The sequence below is a fragment of the Pandoraea communis genome, from assembly GCF_902459745.1.
GTDB lineage: Bacteria > Pseudomonadota > Gammaproteobacteria > Burkholderiales > Burkholderiaceae > Pandoraea > Pandoraea communis.
The window spans coordinates 457,013-475,483 of record NZ_CABPSJ010000003.1; the positions used below are offsets into that span (position 1 = coordinate 457,013).

At 62.5% G+C, this 18,471-nt stretch carries 16 protein-coding genes and 1 other RNA gene; 13 read left to right on the forward strand and 4 right to left on the reverse strand.

The window, feature by feature from the left end:
- Nucleotides 1–20: 20 nt before the first annotated feature.
- The 4 genes from PCO31110_RS12880 to PCO31110_RS12895 all read left to right on the forward strand — a co-directional run bounded on the left by PCO31110_RS12880 (nucleotide 21) and on the right by PCO31110_RS12895 (nucleotide 4,798).
- Complete coding sequence (locus tag PCO31110_RS12880) at nucleotides 21–1,076, forward strand: microcin C ABC transporter permease YejB (protein WP_010807324.1); 1,056 nt, start codon at nucleotides 21–23, stop codon at nucleotides 1,074–1,076.
- A 1-nt stretch (nucleotide 1,077) separates the two neighbouring features.
- Entirely contained in the window at nucleotides 1,078–2,184 is a 1,107-nt protein-coding gene (locus PCO31110_RS12885; RefSeq protein WP_150690592.1) for an ABC transporter permease, read from the forward strand.
- Nucleotides 2,181–3,776, forward strand: coding sequence for an ABC transporter ATP-binding protein (locus PCO31110_RS12890; protein ID WP_010807322.1), 1,596 nt, complete (start codon nucleotides 2,181–2,183; stop codon nucleotides 3,774–3,776). Before PCO31110_RS12885 ends, PCO31110_RS12890 begins: the two co-directional genes overlap by 4 nt.
- A gap of 311 nt (nucleotides 3,777–4,087) precedes the next feature.
- Entirely contained in the window at nucleotides 4,088–4,798 is a 711-nt protein-coding gene (locus PCO31110_RS12895) for a C40 family peptidase (protein ID WP_010807321.1), read from the forward strand.
- A gap of 160 nt (nucleotides 4,799–4,958) precedes the next feature.
- Here the strand turns inward: PCO31110_RS12895 and PCO31110_RS12900 are convergent, their stop codons facing one another.
- Nucleotides 4,959–5,924, reverse strand: a complete 966-nt coding sequence (locus PCO31110_RS12900; protein WP_010807320.1) for a patatin-like phospholipase family protein — start codon at nucleotides 5,922–5,924, stop codon at nucleotides 4,959–4,961.
- Between the two features lie 577 nt (nucleotides 5,925–6,501).
- On the opposite strand from PCO31110_RS12900, the gene PCO31110_RS12905 reads away from it, so the two are divergent.
- A complete protein-coding gene (locus PCO31110_RS12905) occupies nucleotides 6,502–7,557 on the forward strand; it encodes an extracellular solute-binding protein (RefSeq protein ID WP_010807319.1) in 1,056 nt (351 codons plus the stop codon).
- Between the two features lie 154 nt (nucleotides 7,558–7,711).
- Here the strand turns inward: PCO31110_RS12905 and PCO31110_RS12910 are convergent, their stop codons facing one another.
- From PCO31110_RS12910 to trxA, 3 genes are all read right to left on the reverse strand, one after another.
- Nucleotides 7,712–8,719, reverse strand: a complete 1,008-nt coding sequence (locus tag PCO31110_RS12910) for a tetratricopeptide repeat protein (protein ID WP_150690593.1) — start codon at nucleotides 8,717–8,719, stop codon at nucleotides 7,712–7,714.
- A 233-nt stretch (nucleotides 8,720–8,952) separates the two neighbouring features.
- Complete coding sequence (gene rho / locus PCO31110_RS12915) at nucleotides 8,953–10,215, reverse strand: transcription termination factor Rho (protein WP_010807317.1); 1,263 nt, start codon at nucleotides 10,213–10,215, stop codon at nucleotides 8,953–8,955.
- Nucleotides 10,216–10,405: 190 nt separating this feature from the next.
- The gene (gene trxA, locus PCO31110_RS12920) at nucleotides 10,406–10,732 is read right to left on the reverse strand and encodes a thioredoxin TrxA (RefSeq protein WP_010807316.1); all 327 of its coding nucleotides are present in this window, start codon (nucleotides 10,730–10,732) and stop codon (nucleotides 10,406–10,408) included.
- A gap of 292 nt (nucleotides 10,733–11,024) precedes the next feature.
- Here trxA and ffs point away from each other — a divergent pair.
- From ffs to PCO31110_RS12960, 8 genes are all read left to right on the forward strand, one after another.
- Nucleotides 11,025–11,123: signal recognition particle sRNA small type (gene ffs, locus PCO31110_RS12925), an RNA gene on the forward strand.
- Nucleotides 11,124–11,425: 302 nt separating this feature from the next.
- Nucleotides 11,426–13,321 (forward strand): DNA polymerase III subunit gamma/tau, encoded by a 1,896-nt coding sequence (gene dnaX / locus PCO31110_RS12930; protein WP_150690594.1) that lies wholly within the window; start codon nucleotides 11,426–11,428, stop codon nucleotides 13,319–13,321.
- A 101-nt stretch (nucleotides 13,322–13,422) separates the two neighbouring features.
- Nucleotides 13,423–13,749: a YbaB/EbfC family nucleoid-associated protein gene (locus tag PCO31110_RS12935; RefSeq protein WP_010807314.1), complete on the forward strand. Its 327-nt coding sequence runs from the start codon at nucleotides 13,423–13,425 to the stop codon at nucleotides 13,747–13,749.
- Nucleotides 13,750–13,783: 34 nt separating this feature from the next.
- Nucleotides 13,784–14,380: a recombination mediator RecR gene (gene recR / locus PCO31110_RS12940; RefSeq protein WP_010807313.1), complete on the forward strand. Its 597-nt coding sequence runs from the start codon at nucleotides 13,784–13,786 to the stop codon at nucleotides 14,378–14,380.
- A 248-nt stretch (nucleotides 14,381–14,628) separates the two neighbouring features.
- Nucleotides 14,629–15,987 (forward strand): sigma-54 dependent transcriptional regulator, encoded by a 1,359-nt coding sequence (locus PCO31110_RS12945; protein ID WP_010807312.1) that lies wholly within the window; start codon nucleotides 14,629–14,631, stop codon nucleotides 15,985–15,987.
- A 742-nt stretch (nucleotides 15,988–16,729) separates the two neighbouring features.
- On the forward strand, nucleotides 16,730–17,287 hold the full coding sequence (locus PCO31110_RS12950) for a hypothetical protein (RefSeq protein WP_010807311.1): 558 nt from the start codon (nucleotides 16,730–16,732) through the stop codon (nucleotides 17,285–17,287).
- A 5-nt stretch (nucleotides 17,288–17,292) separates the two neighbouring features.
- Nucleotides 17,293–17,799 carry a FapA family amyloid fibril periplasmic chaperone gene (locus PCO31110_RS12955; protein WP_150690595.1) on the forward strand — a complete coding sequence of 169 codons (507 nt, stop codon included), beginning with the start codon at nucleotides 17,293–17,295 and terminating at the stop codon, nucleotides 17,797–17,799.
- The gene (locus PCO31110_RS12960) at nucleotides 17,796–18,446 is read left to right on the forward strand and encodes a FapB/FapC family functional amyloid domain-containing protein (protein ID WP_010807309.1); all 651 of its coding nucleotides are present in this window, start codon (nucleotides 17,796–17,798) and stop codon (nucleotides 18,444–18,446) included. Before PCO31110_RS12955 ends, PCO31110_RS12960 begins: the two co-directional genes overlap by 4 nt.
- The last annotated feature ends 25 nt before the right edge of the window (nucleotides 18,447–18,471 follow it).

An 18,471-nucleotide genomic window follows, 5' to 3' on the forward strand; every position in this document is an offset into this window, starting at 1 on the left:
ACAGGAGCTGTCCCCCAACCATGTGGTCCTACATACTCAAACGGCTGTTGATCATGATTCCGACGCTGCTCGGCGTGATCACGCTGACCTTCGTCGTCATTCAATTCGTGCCGGGTGGTCCGGTCGAGCAGGTGATGCTCGAACTCAAGGGCCGCGCGGGCGGTGGCGGCGAGGCGAGCGGCTCAGGCGGCAGCGATTATCGCGGGCGGCGCGGTATCGACGCGCAACAACTCGCGCAGATCAAGGCGCTCTACGGCTTTGACAAGACGCCGGCGGAGCGCTACTGGCTGATGCTCAAGCGCTTCGCGAAATTCGACCTGGGCGAGAGTTACTTCCGTCACCAGAGCGTGTGGTCGCTGATCGTCTCGAAGTTGCCGGTGTCGATTTCTCTCGGGCTGTGGACGTTTTTCCTGACGTACCTGATATCGGTGCCGTTGGGCATCGCCAAGGCGGTGCGCAACGGTTCCCGATTCGACACGCTCACGAGTCTGGTCGTGCTTGTCGGCTATGCCATCCCCGGCTTCGTGCTCGGGGTGCTGTTGCTCGTGCTCTTCGGCGGCGGCACGTTCTGGCAGTTGTTCCCGCTGCGCGAACTCGTCTCCGATAACTGGAGCGATCTGTCGTGGCCGGCGAAGATCACCGATTATCTGTGGCACATCACGCTGCCGGTGACGGCGTCGGTCGTCGGCAGTTTCGCCGTGATTACCATGCTCACGAAGAACGCCTTCCTCGACGAGATTCGCCGGCAGTACGTGCTGACCGCGCGCGCCAAAGGTCTCTCGGAGCGCAAGGTGCTGTTCAAACATGTCTTTCGCAATGCGCTGATTCCGCTGATTACCGGCTTTCCGGCGGCGTTCATCGGTGCATTCTTCGCTGGGAGTCTGCTGATCGAGACACTGTTCTCGCTCGACGGGCTCGGCCGCCTGTCGTACGAATCGGTGCAGCGCCGCGACTATCCGGTCGTGCTCGGCTCGCTGTATCTGTTCACGCTCATCGGCTTGCTGACCAAGCTCATCTCCGACCTGTGCTACGTGCTGGTCGACCCGCGCATTCAATTCGATCGACTGGAGCACTGACGTGACCCGATCTGCCACGCCATCGCCACGCCCGTCGTCGTTCGCCTCAACGCCTTCGCCATCGCGTTCGCCGCGCTGGCGCGTCTGGCGGCGCTTTCGCAGCCACCGAATGGGCTATTGGAGCCTTGTCGCGTTCGTCGTGCTGTTCGGCATCAGCCTCTTTGCCGAGGTGATTGCCAACGACAAGCCGTGGGTCGTTCGCTACGACGGGCAGTGGTATTTCCCGCTCGTGAAGACGTATCCCGAATCGACCTTCGGCGGCGACTTCCCGACGCCGACCGATTACCTCGATCCGTTCATCGAAGGCCGTATCCGCGCAGGCGAGAACTTCGCGATCTATCCGCCGGTGCGCTACAGCTACGACACCATCAACTATTTCGCGAAGGTGCCCAATCCTGCGCCGCCGTCGTCGGAGAACTGGCTGGGCACGGACGATCGCGGGCGCGACGTCTTCTCGCGGCTGCTCTATGGGTTCCGGCTATCGGTCATCTTCGCGCTGGCGCTGACCATCTCCGGCACCTTGCTTGGCGTGCTGGCGGGGGCCGTGCAGGGCTACTATGGCGGGCGCATCGACCTGACGCTGCAACGCCTCATCGAAATTTGGGGATCGCTGCCCGAGCTGTATTTGCTCATCATTTTTGCGTCGATTTTCGAGCCGCATCTGTGGCTGCTCTTCGTGCTGCTCTCGCTGTTCGGCTGGATCGGGTTGTCCGACTATGTGCGTGCCGAGTTTCTGCGCAATCGTCAGCTCGATTACGTTCGCGCGGCGCGGGCGATGGGGCTTTCGAACTGGCAGATCATCCGGCGTCACGTATTGCCCAACAGCATGACGCCCGTAATCACGTTCCTGCCATTCCGCATGAGCGGGGCGATTCTGGCGCTCACGAGTCTCGACTTTCTCGGGCTTGGCGTGCCGCCGCCCACGCCAAGCCTCGGCGAGTTGCTCAATCAAGGGAAGGCGAATCTCGACGCGTGGTGGATTTCGCTGGCCACGTTCGTCGTGCTGGTGCTCACACTTCTGTTGCTCACCTTCATGGGAGACGCCTTGCGGAATGCGCTCGACACGCGTATCGCGGACAAACAGGCCGCGGCCGGGGGGGCGATGTGACCGCGCCGCTGCTCAGTATCGAAAACCTGTCGGTGCGCTTCGGTGACACCGAAGCGGTGAAGGGCGTGAGCCTTGCTATCGAGCGCGGCGAGCGCGTCGCGCTGGTCGGTGAGTCGGGTTCCGGCAAGAGCGTGACGGCACTGGCCATCCTGCGCCTGTTGCAGGACGCACAGATCCAGGGACGCGTCATGCTCGACGGCGTGGACCTGGCGTCGTTGAGCGAGCGTGCCATGCGTGGGGTGCGCGGTAACGACGTCGCCATGATCTTTCAGGAGCCGATGACCGCGCTCAATCCGCTCTATCCGATTGGCGAGCAGATTGCCGAGGCGCTCGAACTGCACGAGGGACTCTCTTCCAGAGACGCCAAGACACGTGCGGTAGAGTTGCTGCGCCGCACGGGCATCCCTGAGCCGGAACGCCGTGTGTCCCACTTCCCGCATGAGTTGTCCGGCGGCCAGCGCCAGCGCGCCATGATCGCCATGGCGCTCGCCTGCCGTCCCAAGTTGCTGTTGGCGGACGAGCCGACCACGGCGCTCGACGTCACCATTCGCGCACAGATCATCGAGCTGCTGCTCGAATTGCAGCGCGATGCCGCCGAGAAGCGTGGCATGGCTGTGCTGCTCATCACGCACGACCTGAATCTGGTGCGGCGGTTCGCGCAACGCGTGGCGGTGATGGAGAAGGGCGTGCTCGTGGAGTGCGCAGATACCGAGACGCTTTTTGCGAATCCGCAGCATCCGTACACAAGGAAACTCATCGACAGCCGCCCGCAACGCGAGATCCATCCCGTGCTGCCGATTGCGCCGGTGTTGCTCGAAGCGCGCGGCGTCGCGGTGGATTATCCGATCTCGCTGCCCGGTATGCGCGGCTGGTTCCGGCGCGGGCAGTTCCGCGCCGTGCATCCGGTCGATCTGGCATTGCGTCAGGGAGAAACGCTCGGTGTGGTGGGTGAGTCGGGCTCCGGCAAGTCGACGCTCGCGATGGCGTTGCTCGGGCTTCAGCACGCAAGCGCCGGACAGATCGAGTTTCAGGGCGAGCCGCTTTCGTCCTATCGCGGCACCGCGCAGCGCACGTTGCGCTCGCGCATGCAGATCGTATTTCAAGACCCGTTCGGCTCGCTGTCGCCGCGTATGACTGTCGAGGAGATTGTGGGGGAGGGGCTCGCGCTGCATCGTCCGCAGCAGACGGAGGACGAGCGGCGCGCTCGCGTGGCGGGCGTGTTGCGCGAGGTGGGGATCGATGCGCGCGCCATGTCGCGTTATCCGCACGAGTTCTCGGGCGGTCAACGGCAGCGGATTGCCATCGCGCGTGCGCTCGTCGTCGAACCGCAGATTCTCGTGCTCGACGAACCAACCAGCGCACTCGACGTCTCGATTCAGCAGCAGGTGCTTCATCTGCTCGCCCAATTGCAGATCAAGTACAACCTGAGCTACCTCTTCATCAGTCACGATCTGGCGGTTATGCGAGCCATGGCGCACCGCGTTCTGGTGTTCAAGGATGGGCATCTGGTGGAGCAGGGGGATACGGAATCGGTATTTTTTGATCCGCAAAACGATTACACCCGGGAACTGGTCGCGGCGGCCATGTTGTAGGCTCATGACATGGTAGTGAAACGTCACATAACGTCGCGGAACGTCGTCTAAATCGCAAAGGCTTGATTGGAAATGAGAATTTTCTGGTTGTAGTGATTGTTTTTTTCTATTACCTTTTGACATCATGTGACGTTCACATTACTATCGCCTACCAATAAAGTTGAATATTCAACGAGTTAACAGGTCAGTTCAGACGACAAGTTCGGCGGTGGGTCTAGCCGGGCGTGACTCGAGGGTGTTCGACACGGCAGCATCCTGTTGCACCTGACGAGCTACTCATCGGCCATCCGACACACTCAACCCGGCGACCAATGCAGACGACGACCCCTTCGCGCACCCGCAAGACTCTCCTTCTCGCGTTCACTGCCGCTGGCCTCGTCACCGCTTCGTTGACAGCGAAGGCTGACGATTACAACAGTGGCCCGAGCCCCGCTGCTCGTGCTGCCGCCGCCGCCATTCAGGCCGCCAACGCTTCCCAGAATGCCACGGCCAACGCTGCCACGGCAGGCATGTCCGATGCCCCGCAGGCGGCTGTCGAAGAGTCGCGTGTGCAACGTGCGCAGAAGCTGCTCTCGAACGTTACCGACAAGGCATCAGACGTCGTACTTGGCGCGTTGAACTACATCGGCGTGCGCTACAAGTACGGCGGGAACACGCCGGACAGCGGTCTGGATTGCAGCGGCTTCGTGCGCTATGTGTTCCAGGACACGCTCAATTTCATGCTGCCGCGCCGCTCGGAAGAAATGAGCCAGGTGGGCGAGCGTATCGCCAAGACCGATCTGAAGCCGGGCGATCTGGTGTTCTTCAACACGATGCGCCGCAGCTTCTCGCACGTTGGCATCTATATCGGCGGTGACAAGTTTGTGCATGCCCCGGCCACGGGCGGCAAGATTCGCGTGGAAGACCTGCGTGAGTCGTACTGGTCGGCCCGTTACAACGGCGCTCGCCGTGTCGAAACGCTCAAAGCCAGCGCCGAACTGACGCGCGTCGAGCAACTCTTCAAGAACGACCACCCGATGTAAGCTGCGGTGTCCGCTGAGTCAGTGGACATCGACGCGAATGAGAAAGCCGCCCGATGGGCGGCTTTTCTTTTGATGCATCCGGTCCTCTATGGGGCTGGCCAAATGCGTTCTGGCGCCTGGCGGGCCGCGCGCGTGGCGGCCCGCCAGCGAGGGTACCCCTTTAGCGCGAAGCCTGAGGCATGCCGCGCGTAGCATCCGTCTGGGCGTCGGCCAGCTTGCGCTGTATCTGCGGCCACAGCTTCGCGACGGCTTCCTCACCGGCCAGAATCGCTCGGTTGCGGCCCTGGAAATCCGAGGCGGCCATCTTTGCCAGCGACGGGCGAATCACGATGTCGGCGTTCTTCTCCAGTTCGTACTGCTTGATCGACTGTCCCATGATCGTGAACGTCTGCATGAGGATGTCGAACTGGCCTTGTGTCGCCTGCGCGGTCGGATTGGCCGAGATATCGACTGCAATCACGAAGTCGGCGCCCATCTGCCGGGCGTATTCGGCCGGCACCGGGGCGACGAGACCGCCATCGACATAATCGCGTGCGCCAATGCGTACGGGTTCGAACACGCCCGGCACGCTGCTTGAGGCCCGCACTGCCTGGCCCGTGTTGCCGCGACGGAACAGGATGGGCGCGCCGCTCTGCAAGTCGGTGGCCACGATGCCCAACTGACGCGGCATCTGCTCGATCGGACGGTCCTTGAGGATCTTGTTGACGTAAGACTGCAGCGCTTCGCCTCGCAACATGCCGCGCGAGCGGAAGGGCATCGTCCAGTCGCTGATCGACGCCTCATCCATCGTGGAGGCCAGACGATTGAGCTGGAAGCCGTTCAGCCCCGAGGCGTACATCGCACCAACGACGCTGCCCGCGCTGGTGCCGACCACGATGTCTGCGTGAATGCCGCGGGCTTCCAACGCCTTGATCACACCCACATGCGCGAAGCCACGAGCCGCGCCGCCACCGAGTGCCAGGCCTATCTTCAGCGGCCGTACAACCTTGGGGGGCGCGATCGGCGTGGCGGGCACTGCCGGCGTCTGCGCAACCGGCGGTGTCGGGCTGGTGGGCGTGGCAGGTGCATTGCTGCCCTGCGAGTCGACCGGCGGGGCGCTGGCACACCCGGCCAGCACGGCAGCCATGGCGAGGGCGCTCAGGGCCGTGCGCGGGGACGTGACAAGCCGGCGGGGCACAAGGGCGGGCCGGAGGGAAGACGACATAACGGGGGCGGTATGGGTGGTCGGCGTGAGCGCGCGACGCATAACTCGAATCAACGACAACAAGAGGAAACTCCGGCTAGGCAGGACTAACGCTCGCGGTACCGTTTATCGTAGGGAAGAGAGGGCACTGGCGCGCGTCGACTTGCAATTTTACGGCGATTGGAGCGGCGCAGGCGCCATTCGGTTCACTTTTCGAGGGGGGCATCAAAGTGCGGCACCTGTTGTGGAACCCTTCGCGCCATGGCCCGTCTTATCAGCCGCAACACGCGTAATCTACGGTCGCCCACCGGTGCCTTGATGCGCAATGGCGTCAACCGCGTTGGCGAACCCGACGCCTCTTGCTCTCGCGGTGGTTATCGCGGTAAATCCCGCACTGCGCTGCATCCTTGCTCTGAATAGTGAATATCGAAATCAATGAAAATGGGAATCATTTGCGTTGATGATCGTTTTTCATTATGCTGTTCCTCTCTACGAAACTACGACTGCGGGGGAATGGCCCATGAAGGCGAAGACGATCGGCAAACTGGCACGACTGACGGTGCTCGGCATCGCGATGACGGCGGCATTCGGCGTGCAAGCGGACACCGCTGGCGTGCTGAACCTGTACTCGGCGCGCCACTATCAGACCGACGAACAGCTTTTCGGCACGTTCACCAAGCAGACCGGCATCAAGATCAATCGGATCGAAGCGGACGATGCAGCGTTGCTGGAACGCCTGAAGAGCGAGGGTGCCAAGAGTCCGGCGGATGTCATCCTGATGGTCGACGCCGCGCGTCTTGCGAAAGCCGACGAAGCGGGGCTGTTTCAGCCGACCAAGTCGGCCATACTCGATGCACGCATTCCGGCCAAGCTGCACGCCGCGAGCACCAAGGCGGGCACCGACTGGTACGGCTTTTCGACGCGCGCCCGTGTGATCGTCTACAACAAGGACAAGGTCGACCCGAAGACGGTCCAGACGTACGCGTCGCTCGCCGAGCCGTCGCACAAGGGACAGGTCTGCACGCGCTCGGGCTCGCATCCGTACATGCTTTCGCTGGTAGGCGCGCTGATCGCCCGTGAAGGGGCTCAGGCGACGCAGAAGTGGGCCGAAGGCATGGTGGCGAACTTCGCCCGCGCCCCGCGAGGTGGCGACACCGATCAGATCAAGGCAGTAGCGACCGGTGAGTGTGGCGTCGCCCTGGCGAACTCGTACTACTACGTGCGCATGGCGCGCTCGGACAAGCCGGAAGACAAGGCCCTGATGTCGAAGGTCGGCTTCATCTGGCCGGATCAGGCAGGTAAGGGCACCCATGTGAATGTGGCGGGCGCCGGCATTGCCAAGCATGCGCCGAATCATGCGAACGCCGTGAAATTCCTCGAATATCTGGCGAGCGACGAAGCCCAACAATACTTCGCAAACGGGAACAACGAGTGGCCGGCGGTGACGACGACCAAGGTCGACAATCCGGCACTTGCCGCGCTTGGCGAATTCAAGGCGGAAGACGTGCCTATCGGCACGATTGCGAAGCATCTGCCGGAAGCGCAGCGCATTCTGGATCGCGCAGGCTACAAGTAAAACGACAGGGTGACAGGGGAGGCTCCTCTGTCGCTGATGTGCGTCGTTGGCGTGAGCCAAAAAAAACCAAAAGGGCACCGGGAGAATTCAGGTGCCCTTTTGGTGTTTACGGTGTTTGCGGCGTTATCGTCCGCCGCCGGCCACGACGACCGGCTTAGCCGACTTCTTCGTCTTCGCCCGGTTGATACATGTGGTAATCGCCCGTGGCGTAGACACCCTTGTAGGGCGTGGGCGACTCGTCCTCGTGATCAATCGGATGCGTCTCGGCGATGCGCAGCGATTCGCGGACTTGCGGCGGCTCGCATTCGGCGATCAAACGCAGTGCTTCTTCTGCATCGTCGGCCACGACATCGTAGGTGGTGACGAATTCGGGCGCCGGGCCATCGGGATCTTCGTCTTCCAGCGGTTCATACCACTGACCTTCCACGATCAGATGCATCGCGCGGGCAGTGTCCGACTGGGCGTCGCGCACGGCACGCAGCGCCCACAGGGCGGCGTCGCTCCACTTGTACAGTTGCACGGCTTCCAGCGCGCTGGCGAGCGCCTTGTCGTTCTCACCCGACTGCTTGTAGGCGAGCGACAGCTCGGCAACGACGTCGGCCATCGAGACGTTGCTGCCTTCGTCGTCGGCTTCGTGCTTGTGCAGCGCCTCGTAGGTGGCGATGGCGGCTTTCGGCTCGCCTTGCGCATTGAACAGATGCATGCGCAGGGCGATAGCATTTTCGATGAAGGCGCGGCCGGCCTGTGCGAGGTGCGGGCTTTCGAGCACACGATCGAGACGCGTTTGCGCCGACGCCAAATCGCCGTGGCGGGCGAGGGCGTTGGCGTGATTGAAGTCGACGATCACGAGGTCTTCGTCCGGCGCACAGTTGCCGGCGGCCTCGTAGGCCTCGATGGCGGCGGGGAAGCGTCCGAGATCAGAGCGATAGTTGCCGAGCAGTTGCCAGAGCAGCCAGACGCCCGGCGCATGGGCGACGCCAGCTTCGAGCACGGCCACTGCCTGTTCCATTTCGTCCATATCGGCGTAGGCCATTGCCTGCACCTCATAGGCGCCCGAGTACTGCATCGACTCGAGCCGTTTGCCGACCTCCAGGGCCGATTCGGGATCGCCGGCTTCGAGGTGGGCAAAAGCTTCCGCCATCAATTCGTCTTGCTCGGACATTGCAAATTCTCCTTCGGGAACAGCTTTAGGGGGAAGGCGTACCGACGGCCAGTGCGCGGTACCGTCCCATCATATAACAGTCATCGTGACAGCCCGCACCGCCGCCGCATGGGGCCGGTGATGCCGAAACGGGCGAGACACTGGGGGGAGGGGCGGCGCCGGGAACGCGCGCCGTAAAGAAGAAAAAGCCGCGACAGGCGTCGCGGCTTTTCGCTTGATGTGCCGGGGTGGAATCAGCCGCCGCGGCGCATCAGGTCGAAGAACTCTGCGTTGTTCTTCGTCTGCTTGATCTTGCCAAGCAGGAATTCCATGGCTTCGGCCTCGTCCATATCGTAGATGAGCTTGCGCAGCACCCAGATCTTTTGCAGGATTTCCGGCTTGATGAGCAGTTCTTCGCGGCGCGTACCCGACTTGTTCAGGTTGATCGACGGGTAGACGCGCTTTTCCGCGAGGCGGCGCTCAAGGTGCACTTCCATGTTGCCCGTGCCCTTGAATTCTTCGTAGATCACGTCGTCCATGCGGCTGCCGGTTTCAATCAGCGCCGTGGCGATGATCGTGAGCGAACCGCCTTCTTCGACGTTACGCGCCGCGCCGAAGAAACGCTTCGGGCGTTGCAGCGCGTTGGCGTCCACACCGCCGGTGAGCACCTTGCCAGACGCGGGGATTACCGTGTTATAGGCGCGAGCCAGACGCGTGATCGAGTCGAGCAGAATGATGACGTCCTGCTTCATTTCGATCAGGCGCTTGGCCTTTTCGATCACCATTTCGGCGACTTGCACGTGACGCGTGGCCGGTTCGTCGAACGTCGAAGCGACCACTTCGCCCTTCACCGAGCGCTGCATTTCGGTCACTTCTTCCGGGCGCTCGTCGATGAGCAGCACGAAAAGCTTGGCTTCCGGATGGTTGGTGGCAATCGCGTGAGCGATGTGTTGCAGCATCACGGTCTTGCCCGACTTCGGCGAGGCCACGAGCAGACCGCGCTGGCCCTTGCCGATCGGGGCAATCATGTCGATGATGCGGCCCGTCACGTTCTCTTCACCGCGAATGTCGCGCTCGAGCAGCAACGGCTTGTTCGGGTGCAGCGGCGTGAGGTTCTCGAACATGATCTTATGTTTCGAGGCCTCGGGCGGATGGTCATTGACCTTGTCGACCTTCACGAGCGCGAAATAACGTTCGCCGTCCTTCGGCGTGCGCACTTCCCCTTCGATCGTGTCGCCGGTATGCAGGTTGAAACGGCGGATCTGCGACGGGCTGATATAGATATCGTCCGTGCTGGCCAGATACGACGTCTCAGGCGAGCGCAGAAAACCGAAGCCGTCCGGCAGCACCTCGAGCGTACCGTCGCCATAGATGGTTTCGCCGGTCTTTGCGCGCTTCTTCAGAATGGCGAACATCAGCTCCTGCTTGCGAAGGCGGTTGGCGTTCTCGATCTCGAGGCCATTCGCCATTTCAAGCAGTTCGGAGACGTGCTGGGACTTTAGTTCGGATAAATGCATACGGAGGTGCCGTCCGTTGGACGACAAGTGAAGTATCAGGGAAAAAAGATGAGCGAACGCTCGAAGAACTTTGAGATGCTTTCCGCCGGATTATATAGCAAGCAGCGCGGGGCGCAAGCGCTGTGCCGTGTATTGGGCGCCGGGGTGTCGCACGGCGACGACAAAGGCCCCGGCTGCCTTCGGCTCAGGATTACAGATGCTGGTCGAGGAATGCGGTCAATTGACCCTTGGCCAGGGCGCCGACCTTTTGGCCCGCGACGGCGCCGTTCTTGAACAGGATCAGCGTCGGGATGCCGCGGATGCCGAACTTGGCCGGGGTCGCCTGGTTGTCATCGACGTTCATCTTGGCGATCTGCACCTTGTCGCCGTACTCCTTGGCCACGTCTTCCAGGATCGGGGCGATCATCTTGCACGGACCACACCATTCTGCCCAGAAGTCGAGAAGGACCGGCTTGTCGGAATTCAAAACGTCCGCGTCGAAGCTGGCGTCGGAAATGTGCTTGATTTGTTCGCTCATGAGTAAAGTTGCCTCGTCTGACTATTCGGAAACGTCCGGCGAAAACGGCTCGCTTTCACCGACGCTAGAGATGTCACCCGGTTTAGCTGGGCGTGCATTCTCCATATGGAGGCTGCAATCGCGTGCTTCAATAGCGTGCGCCAATGCAGTTTGTGCCCATCTTAGCGGAAATCGCAAACGCTTGCGCGCGGTGCCTCACATGCCGCAATACCCCCCGGCGGGCGGTCATATACGATGCTCTCGCGGAAATTGAGCTTCTGTTGGAGCGGCGACTCTGGTAGAATTCGTTCCTGACGGGCCTCCTCGCATGGTGGCGCGGCCAATCTGGTCAGGTCGGGAACGAAGCAGCCACAGCCGTTTTCTACCAGTGCCGAGGGTCAGGCTCGTCACCTACCTCCTTGTTTTATCGATGTTCTCCGCGCGTTCTGCGCAAATTCTTCTCTCGTTTGGCGCTGCCGTTTATCGTCCCCATTGTGAACGGACGCGACGTGACTCTCGTTGTCTGCGGACGCTTACCGCCGATCGATATCCTCGCTGTTTCACCGCGTATCGCGTGGGCTCGATGGCCTTGGTAGAATCGCGCAACATTTTTTTCTATCGGGCCGATAGCCTGCCGGATTTGGCAGGCCGCGAACGCCTGATTGGGCGTTGACATCGGTGCTGAAGCACACCGCCGAACTGTTACAATTTGGCATGACCTATCAAGTACTCGCGCGCAAATGGCGCCCCAAAGGCTTCTCGACCCTGGTGGGCCAGGAGCATGTCGTGCGTGCGTTGACGCACGCGCTCGAGCAACAGCGTCTGCATCACGCCTATCTGTTTACCGGTACGCGCGGCGTCGGCAAGACCACGCTCTCGCGCATTCTGGCCAAGGCGCTCAATTGCGAGACGGGGATTACGGCGCAGCCGTGCGGCGTCTGCAAGGCATGCCGTGCCATTGACGAGGGGCGCTTCGTCGACTACGTCGAAATGGACGCGGCGTCGAATCGCGGCGTCGACGAGATGACGTCGCTGCTCGAGAAGGCCGTCTATGCACCGGCGGACGCGCGCTTCAAGGTCTACATGATCGACGAGGTGCACATGCTGACGGGCCACGCGTTCAACGCGATGCTCAAGACGCTGGAAGAGCCGCCCGCGCACGTCAAATTCATTCTGGCGACGACCGATCCGCAGAAGATTCCCGTCACCGTGCTGTCGCGCTGCCTGCAATTCAATCTGAAGCAGATGCCGGCCGGGCACATCGTGTCGCATCTGACGAACATCCTTGGCGAAGAAGGTATCGAGAGCGAGCCGCAGGCGTTGCGCCTGCTCGCCAAGGCGGCGGGCGGCAGCATGCGCGACGCGTTGTCGCTCACCGACCAGGCCATCGCCTACGCGGCGGGCCCGCTGAGCGAGACCGCTGTGCGCGGCATGCTGGGCGCGATCGATCAGAGCGTGCTCGTGCGTCTGCTCGATGCCCTTAAGGACGAGTCGCGCTCAGACCTGCTGGCCGTTGCCGACGAAATGGCCGAGCGCAGCTTCTCGTTTGCCGCTGGATTGCAGGATCTCGGCAGCTTGCTGCACAAAATTGCACTGGCGCAATACGCGCCGCAGGCGGTCTCCGACGACTGGCCCGAAGCGGCCGACGTGCGGCGTCTGGCCGAAGCGTTGTCTCCCGAAGCCGTGCAACTCTATTACCAGATCGCTACGCGGGCGCGCGGTGAACTGGGCCTTGCCCCCGACGAATACACCGGTTTTTCGATGGCGCTGCTGCGTATGGCAGCGTTTACGCCGTTGCTCGCGGGCGGCACGCTTGCCGAGCCGCCGACGCCGCAATCGGCTGGCGTCGCGCGCGCCGCCGCACCGTCGCGTGCGCCTGCGGGTGAGCCGACTCGCCCGTCCGCGGCATCTGCTCCCGCCGCTCCCGCTGCTCCAGCGGCACAGCCCGAAGCACGTCGGGCCCCGGCAGCTCGCGCCAGCGCGCCGACCGACGGTGCGCCGATGTCGCCCGCCCGTGCTGCGCTCGCGGCGCTCAATGCGGGCCGTAAGGGCACGGCTGGGCGTACGGGGGGCGGTGCCGCCAGCGCGAATCGCGGCAGCGCCTCGCGTGCGTCGGATGATGCGCCGGCCGGCGCCGATCCAGAGCCCGAGCCTGCCGGATCTGCGACACCACCGCTTGCACCTGCCGCGCCGCAGCGAGCCTGCGTCTACCGGGAAGCCGACGGCGTTGCACCGGTCTTTGCCGGTGAATGGCCGGCGTTGGCTGCAGAACTCCCGGCGCGAGGCCTCGCTCAGCAGCTGGCCTTCCAGAGCGAACTGACGGAAGTGGCAGGGCGCGCGCTTCGTCTGCGCGTGCCGTTGCGTCAATTGGCGGATGCGGCCACCACCGACAAGCTGCGTCAGGTGCTTACAGAGCACTTCGGCACCGAGGTGCAATTGCACGTTGAGCTCGGGCAAGTGGGCACGACGGCGGCGTCGCTCGCGGCAGAAGCGGCCGCCGCGCGTCAACGGGCGGCGGAACAGGCGATTGCCGGCGATCCGGTGGTGCGCGAATTGATCGACGAATTCGACGCGCAGATCCTGCCGGGCAGCATTCGCCCGGTACAATAGGCAAATTCGCTTTCGCGAAACGGCACGAGGTTTCGAACTATCCTCCCAAACGCGCGTTACACACGCTGCATGCCCCTCATACGATTTACTCAGGAGTCAAGATGCTGAAAGGAAACATCGCGGGTCTGATGAAACAGGCTCAGCAAATGCAGGAAAACATGAAGAAGGCGCAGGAACAGTTGGCTCAGATCGAAGTCGAGGGTCAGTCCGGCGCCGGTCTGGTCAAGGTGGTGATGACGTGCAAGAACGACGTGCGCCGCGTGACCATCGATCCGAGCCTTCTGGCGGACGACAAGGACATGCTCGAAGACCTGGTGGCGGCTGCGTTCAACGACGCCGTGCGCAAGGCTGAAGCGACCGCGCAGGAAAAGATGGGTGGCCTGACCGCCGGTCTGCCGCTGCCGCCGGGCTTCAAGATGCCGTTCTGAGCATCGCTCGCCAGTCCCCAGAGAAAGACGACGCATGCCCCAGCTCTCGAGCCTGCAGGAACTCGTCGACGCCTTGCGCGCGTTGCCGGGTGTCGGTCCGAAGTCCGCGCAGCGCATCGCTTACCACCTGCTGCAACGTGACCGCAAAGGCGCGGTGCGGCTGGGCGAAGCGCTGGTGCATGCCTCCGAGCAGATCCGCCATTGCGCGCGCTGCAATACGTTTTCCGAAGTCGAAGTCTGCGAGACGTGCCTCGATCCCGAGCGCGATACGAGCCTGTTGTGTGTCGTGGAAACGCCTGCCGACCAGAACATGCTCGAGCAGACGATGACCTTCAAGGGGCTGTATTTCGTGCTCATGGGCCATCTCTCGCCGCTCGACGGCGTGGGGCCGGGCGAAATACATTTCGAGCAGTTGATTCGCCGCGCCACCGACGGCGTGGTCAAGGAAGTGGTGCTTGCCACCAACTTCACCAACGAAGGCGAAGCCACCGCCCACTACCTCGGACAGATGCTCAAAGCCCGCGGTCTGCGCGTGAGCCGACTGGCGCGAGGCGTGCCTGTTGGGGGCGAACTGGAGTATGTGGACGCCGGCACCATCGCTCGCGCAGTCCTCGACCGGCATACGCTCTGAGCATGACGCGGACGTGACGCCGCCCGCACTTGCGCGTAGGTACTGGTACCAGTCATCCAATCGGATTAGCTGTTTTTCGCTATACCTGCGCCCACCCCTGTCTTCTAGACTGAACCTGCCGACTTGAGGACCCAGTTGCGGGGGAACACCATAACTCTCGAGCGGCGTGGGGCCGTATATCTGTTGTGCAGATCCGGTCGAAGACCAAAAAACTGTACGCAGGCACTGCTTAGGCAGGGAGTTAAGGTATGGCTAACGATACCGGGCGCACCCTGATTTACGCCTCCCGAAAGCATAACGATGGCTTGCTGTCGTTTCTGGGAGAGCAAGGCTGGCAAGTCGTGCCGGCCAAGAGCGCCAGCGACGTCGGTCGCATTTTGAATCCGGGGGTCACCAGTGCAGCACTCATTGACCTGGCGAGCGGTTATAGCGACCGCGAGATGGGGGCATTCGAGTCCTGCATGCAACCTGCCACTGTCGGTTGGGTGGCGGCCACGAATCCCGAGCAACTCACGACAACAGCCATTCGCCGGCTGATTCGCGATTACTGCTTCGACTACGTCAACGTTCCGTGTACGAACGATCAGCTCGCGCATTCGATCGGTCATGCGTGGGGCATGGCGTCGCTCTCGGAAGTGCCGACCTTCACGCCGCAAGTGGGCGGCGATCAGGAGATGGTCGGAACGTGCGAGGCGATGCAGCAACTCTTTCGCACCATTCGCAAGGTTGCCAATACCGATGCTCCCGTGTTCATCTCGGGCGAGTCGGGCACGGGCAAGGAGCTGACTGCGGTGGCTATCCACGAGCGCTCACTGCGCGCGAAGGGGCCGTTCGTGGCGATCAATTGCGGGGCGATTCCTCCGCATCTGATGCAGTCCGAACTATTTGGCTACGAGCGCGGTGCCTTTACCGGCGCGAATGCGCGCAAGATCGGCCGGGTCGAGGCTGCTAACGGCGGTACGCTGTTGCTCGACGAAATCGGGGATCTGCCGTTCGAGAGTCAGGCGAGTCTGTTGCGTTTTCTGCAGCAGGGCGCGATCGAGCGTCTGGGCGGTCACGAGGTGATTCCGGTCAATGTGCGCATCATCTCCGCAACGCACGTCGATCTGGAGGAGGCTGTCAAGGAAGGCCGTTTCCGCATGGATCTGTACCACCGCCTGTGCGTGCTGCGCGTGGAGGAACCGCCGCTGCGCGCTCGCGGACAGGACATCGAGATTCTGGCGCACCATGTGCTGCAACGCTTCAAAGGCGACAACCATCGCAAGATCCGTGGCTTCACGCAGTGCGCGGTGCAGGCGATGTACGAATATCACTGGCCGGGCAACGTGCGCGAGTTGATCAACCGCGTGCGCCGCGCCATCGTGATGGCCGACAGTCGCACAATCTCGGCGAAGGACCTTGATTTGCTGCCGTGGGTACCGACGTTGGTGCGCACGTTGGAAGAAATTCGCGCGGAGGCCGAGCGAACGGCCATCGAGCAGGCATTGCTGCGCCACTGTCACCGGCTGACGGACGTGGCAGCAGAGTTGGGCATTTCACGCATTACCCTCTATCGGCTCATGTGCCGGTACGGGATGCGTGGCGACGAATCGGGCGTGCCGGCCTGATATCTTCTGGCGAAGAGAGGGCGGCCGTCCTGTGATGAGCAGGGCGGTCGTTTCTTTTTGGGCTCCTGAGTATCGCCGTGTCGAATCCCCCGAAGGCGCCGCAAACCATCGATATGCTTCCCGCTGTCCTCTCGTTCCACGATTGTTGCCATCGCCAATAACGACGGGCGATTCGAGCGATGTCTGTGGCATTCCCAATATGTCATTCCCATACGCATTGCGTTGTCTCACGCATCGAGCGAACGCGTCCCGAGATGTCGCGCGTGCTTTCAGGCGATGGAGCATCGGGCATCTCTCCCGACGCCATCACGAGGCGATGTTCTGTGGCTTCGCCGTGCCGCGAAACCGGTGTCGAGGGGTGTCTCGCGAACACATCAAAGATGAAACATCCGGGGGAGCGCACGCCATCGTGCCACGCACGATCCCATGTGACAGCGCCATGTCGTTATCCCGTTGCCCGGCAATTTCGACGCAAATCCGTCACACGAGCCCCTTGTAAGCCGGGCCTCTTCGGCACCCGTCGCTGGTGACGTCGATATCGTTCGCAGTTCGGAAGGTCCGGCGCTCGCACGATGGTGCTGACATTCGCGGCCAGACGCAGGCTACGTATCAATGCTGAAACGTTTTCGCACACTTGCCCTCGCATGCCATCCGTTCGAAAAAACTAACGCCAATATTTTCAATCACTTAAGGCGGGTGGCACGGAAGTCGCTTTATTGAGCCGGGCAAGGAGGGCTTAGCGATGCGAATTCTCACCACCGAAATGCAGTACCGCGTACGACAAAGCGCCAGCGCACTAAGCGCAGCCGTCGTCGTGGCGCTCGGTCTGTGTGCCGTACCGGCGCACGCTCAGGACGTCTCGCGCTCGCCGCTCATGCATGTCGCGATGCTTACCGGCTCGATGGTGCCGGCATCGTTTGGCACGACGGTGCGTCCGGTCATGTCGATCTCCGACGCCGATACCAGCGTCGTGGCGCCGGTTGCTGCACAGCCGTGCGCAGACGAAGCCGCGGCTGTCGCAAGCAGCGACGACTCGGGCAACGCCGCCGATGGCAATCGTATGGGCGAAGCCGGCATGCCACTCGCTGCCGCCCGCATCGACGACGAACAACTCGGAAGCCAGCGCGGCCGCAATCTGCAAGGCGGCGCGATGGTCAAGTCACCCGGAATGGCGCTCGCCAACGGCGTTACGTTGTGGGACGAACTGCCCGGCGCCGTGACGCCGACGCCGCGTCCGCAACAACTGTCGAATGGCGTGAACAACATTCAGGTGACGCGTGTGACTTACACGACGCGGTGAACAAGATGACCCCCATTTCCATGACCCATGCCGGCAGTCTGCTCGCCACGATGATCGTGGCGCTGACACCGGCAATGTTGCCCGGACGTGCACATGCCGAACCGGCGGCGCCCGGCGACATCGTGGTCGAGCGCAGCATCGGCCCCGAGATCGCGTACCGCGGTCTGCCGCGCGTCGAGAACCCCATCGCCGTCTCGGTGCCTGCCTTCCCGACGGGGCCCTTCAATACCGCCATGGGGGCCGTCAATCAGGTCACCGATGGTGAATTGACAGGGCGCGGCAATGTGGGGCTCGTGACGAGCGCCGTGCAATCCGGCATCAACCCGGTGATGGGCGTGCTCGTGGGCAATGCCCGTGGGGGTAACGGGCTCAATACCTCGAACGGTGTCGGCGGCGGGTTCGGCGCCGGGGCCGGCGGTGGTGTCGGCAGCATCGGCACGCTCGTGCCGTCGGTGATCAACTCGGCGTTGGCACCGCTCACCAGCATCGGTGCGGCGGGAGCGGCGAAATGAGCGCACATCGCGGGTTGTGCGGCGCGCAGCGCGCCCTCCCTCTGGCCGTCGCGGCGTTACTGGCGACATTTGCCGGCGTGTCGTCGGCACAGGACGTATGGATTGTGAACGGCGAACTGGCCGGCACGCACGCCACGATCGAGAACGGTGTGGCGGTGGGCGTGACCGGGGCGCTGGGGGTGAACCAGGCGGCGGGTGTCAACAACGCCCAGGCCAACAGCGCCGTGATCGCGAACGGCGGCGGGCTGACGGTCGGTGCGTCGAGCACTAATCAGCAAGCCCTCGTCACATCGACGACCGGCGCTGCCAGCGCCGCGATTCAAGGCAACGCATTTTCAGGCACCTCGGGGCTGACGCAAGTCAACCAGGCGAGCGGTGCCGGCAATCTTCAACGCAACGCGACCGTCATTGTGACTGGCGATGCGTCTGGAGTGGCGAGCGTATCGGATACGGCACTATCCGCTGCGATCTCCAAGGGTGGCCCGGCTGGGCGCGACAACCTCAACGATCGGTTCCGCACGGCGTCGATATCCGGTGACGCTTTTCGCGGGGCGAGCGGTGTGGTCCAAGTCAACCAGTCGGCTGGGATAGGCAATGTAACCGCAAATGTTTTTGTGCTCCGTCCCCCGGCGGGCACATCTTTTTAACTGGGTAACTCTCTCGTCAAGGAGA

Coding starts and splice junctions, on each gene's coding strand:
- PCO31110_RS12880 (WP_010807324.1), top strand. CDS start 21: ATGTGGTCCTACATACTCAAACGGCTGTTGATCATGATTCCGACGCTG.
- PCO31110_RS12895 (WP_010807321.1), top strand. CDS start 4,088: ATGCAGACGACGACCCCTTCGCGCACCCGCAAGACTCTCCTTCTCGCG.
- PCO31110_RS12900 (WP_010807320.1), bottom strand. CDS start 5,924: ATGGCTGCCGTGCTGGCCGGGTGTGCCAGCGCCCCGCCGGTCGACTCG.
- PCO31110_RS12905 (WP_010807319.1), top strand. CDS start 6,502: ATGAAGGCGAAGACGATCGGCAAACTGGCACGACTGACGGTGCTCGGC.
- PCO31110_RS12910 (WP_150690593.1), bottom strand. CDS start 8,719: ATGTCCGAGCAAGACGAATTGATGGCGGAAGCTTTTGCCCACCTCGAA.
- rho (WP_010807317.1), bottom strand. CDS start 10,215: ATGCATTTATCCGAACTAAAGTCCCAGCACGTCTCCGAACTGCTTGAA.
- trxA (WP_010807316.1), bottom strand. CDS start 10,732: ATGAGCGAACAAATCAAGCACATTTCCGACGCCAGCTTCGACGCGGAC.
- dnaX (WP_150690594.1), top strand. CDS start 11,426: ATGACCTATCAAGTACTCGCGCGCAAATGGCGCCCCAAAGGCTTCTCG.
- PCO31110_RS12935 (WP_010807314.1), top strand. CDS start 13,423: ATGCTGAAAGGAAACATCGCGGGTCTGATGAAACAGGCTCAGCAAATG.
- recR (WP_010807313.1), top strand. CDS start 13,784: ATGCCCCAGCTCTCGAGCCTGCAGGAACTCGTCGACGCCTTGCGCGCG.
- PCO31110_RS12945 (WP_010807312.1), top strand. CDS start 14,629: ATGGCTAACGATACCGGGCGCACCCTGATTTACGCCTCCCGAAAGCAT.
- PCO31110_RS12950 (WP_010807311.1), top strand. CDS start 16,730: ATGCGAATTCTCACCACCGAAATGCAGTACCGCGTACGACAAAGCGCC.
- PCO31110_RS12955 (WP_150690595.1), top strand. CDS start 17,293: ATGACCCCCATTTCCATGACCCATGCCGGCAGTCTGCTCGCCACGATG.
- PCO31110_RS12960 (WP_010807309.1), top strand. CDS start 17,796: ATGAGCGCACATCGCGGGTTGTGCGGCGCGCAGCGCGCCCTCCCTCTG.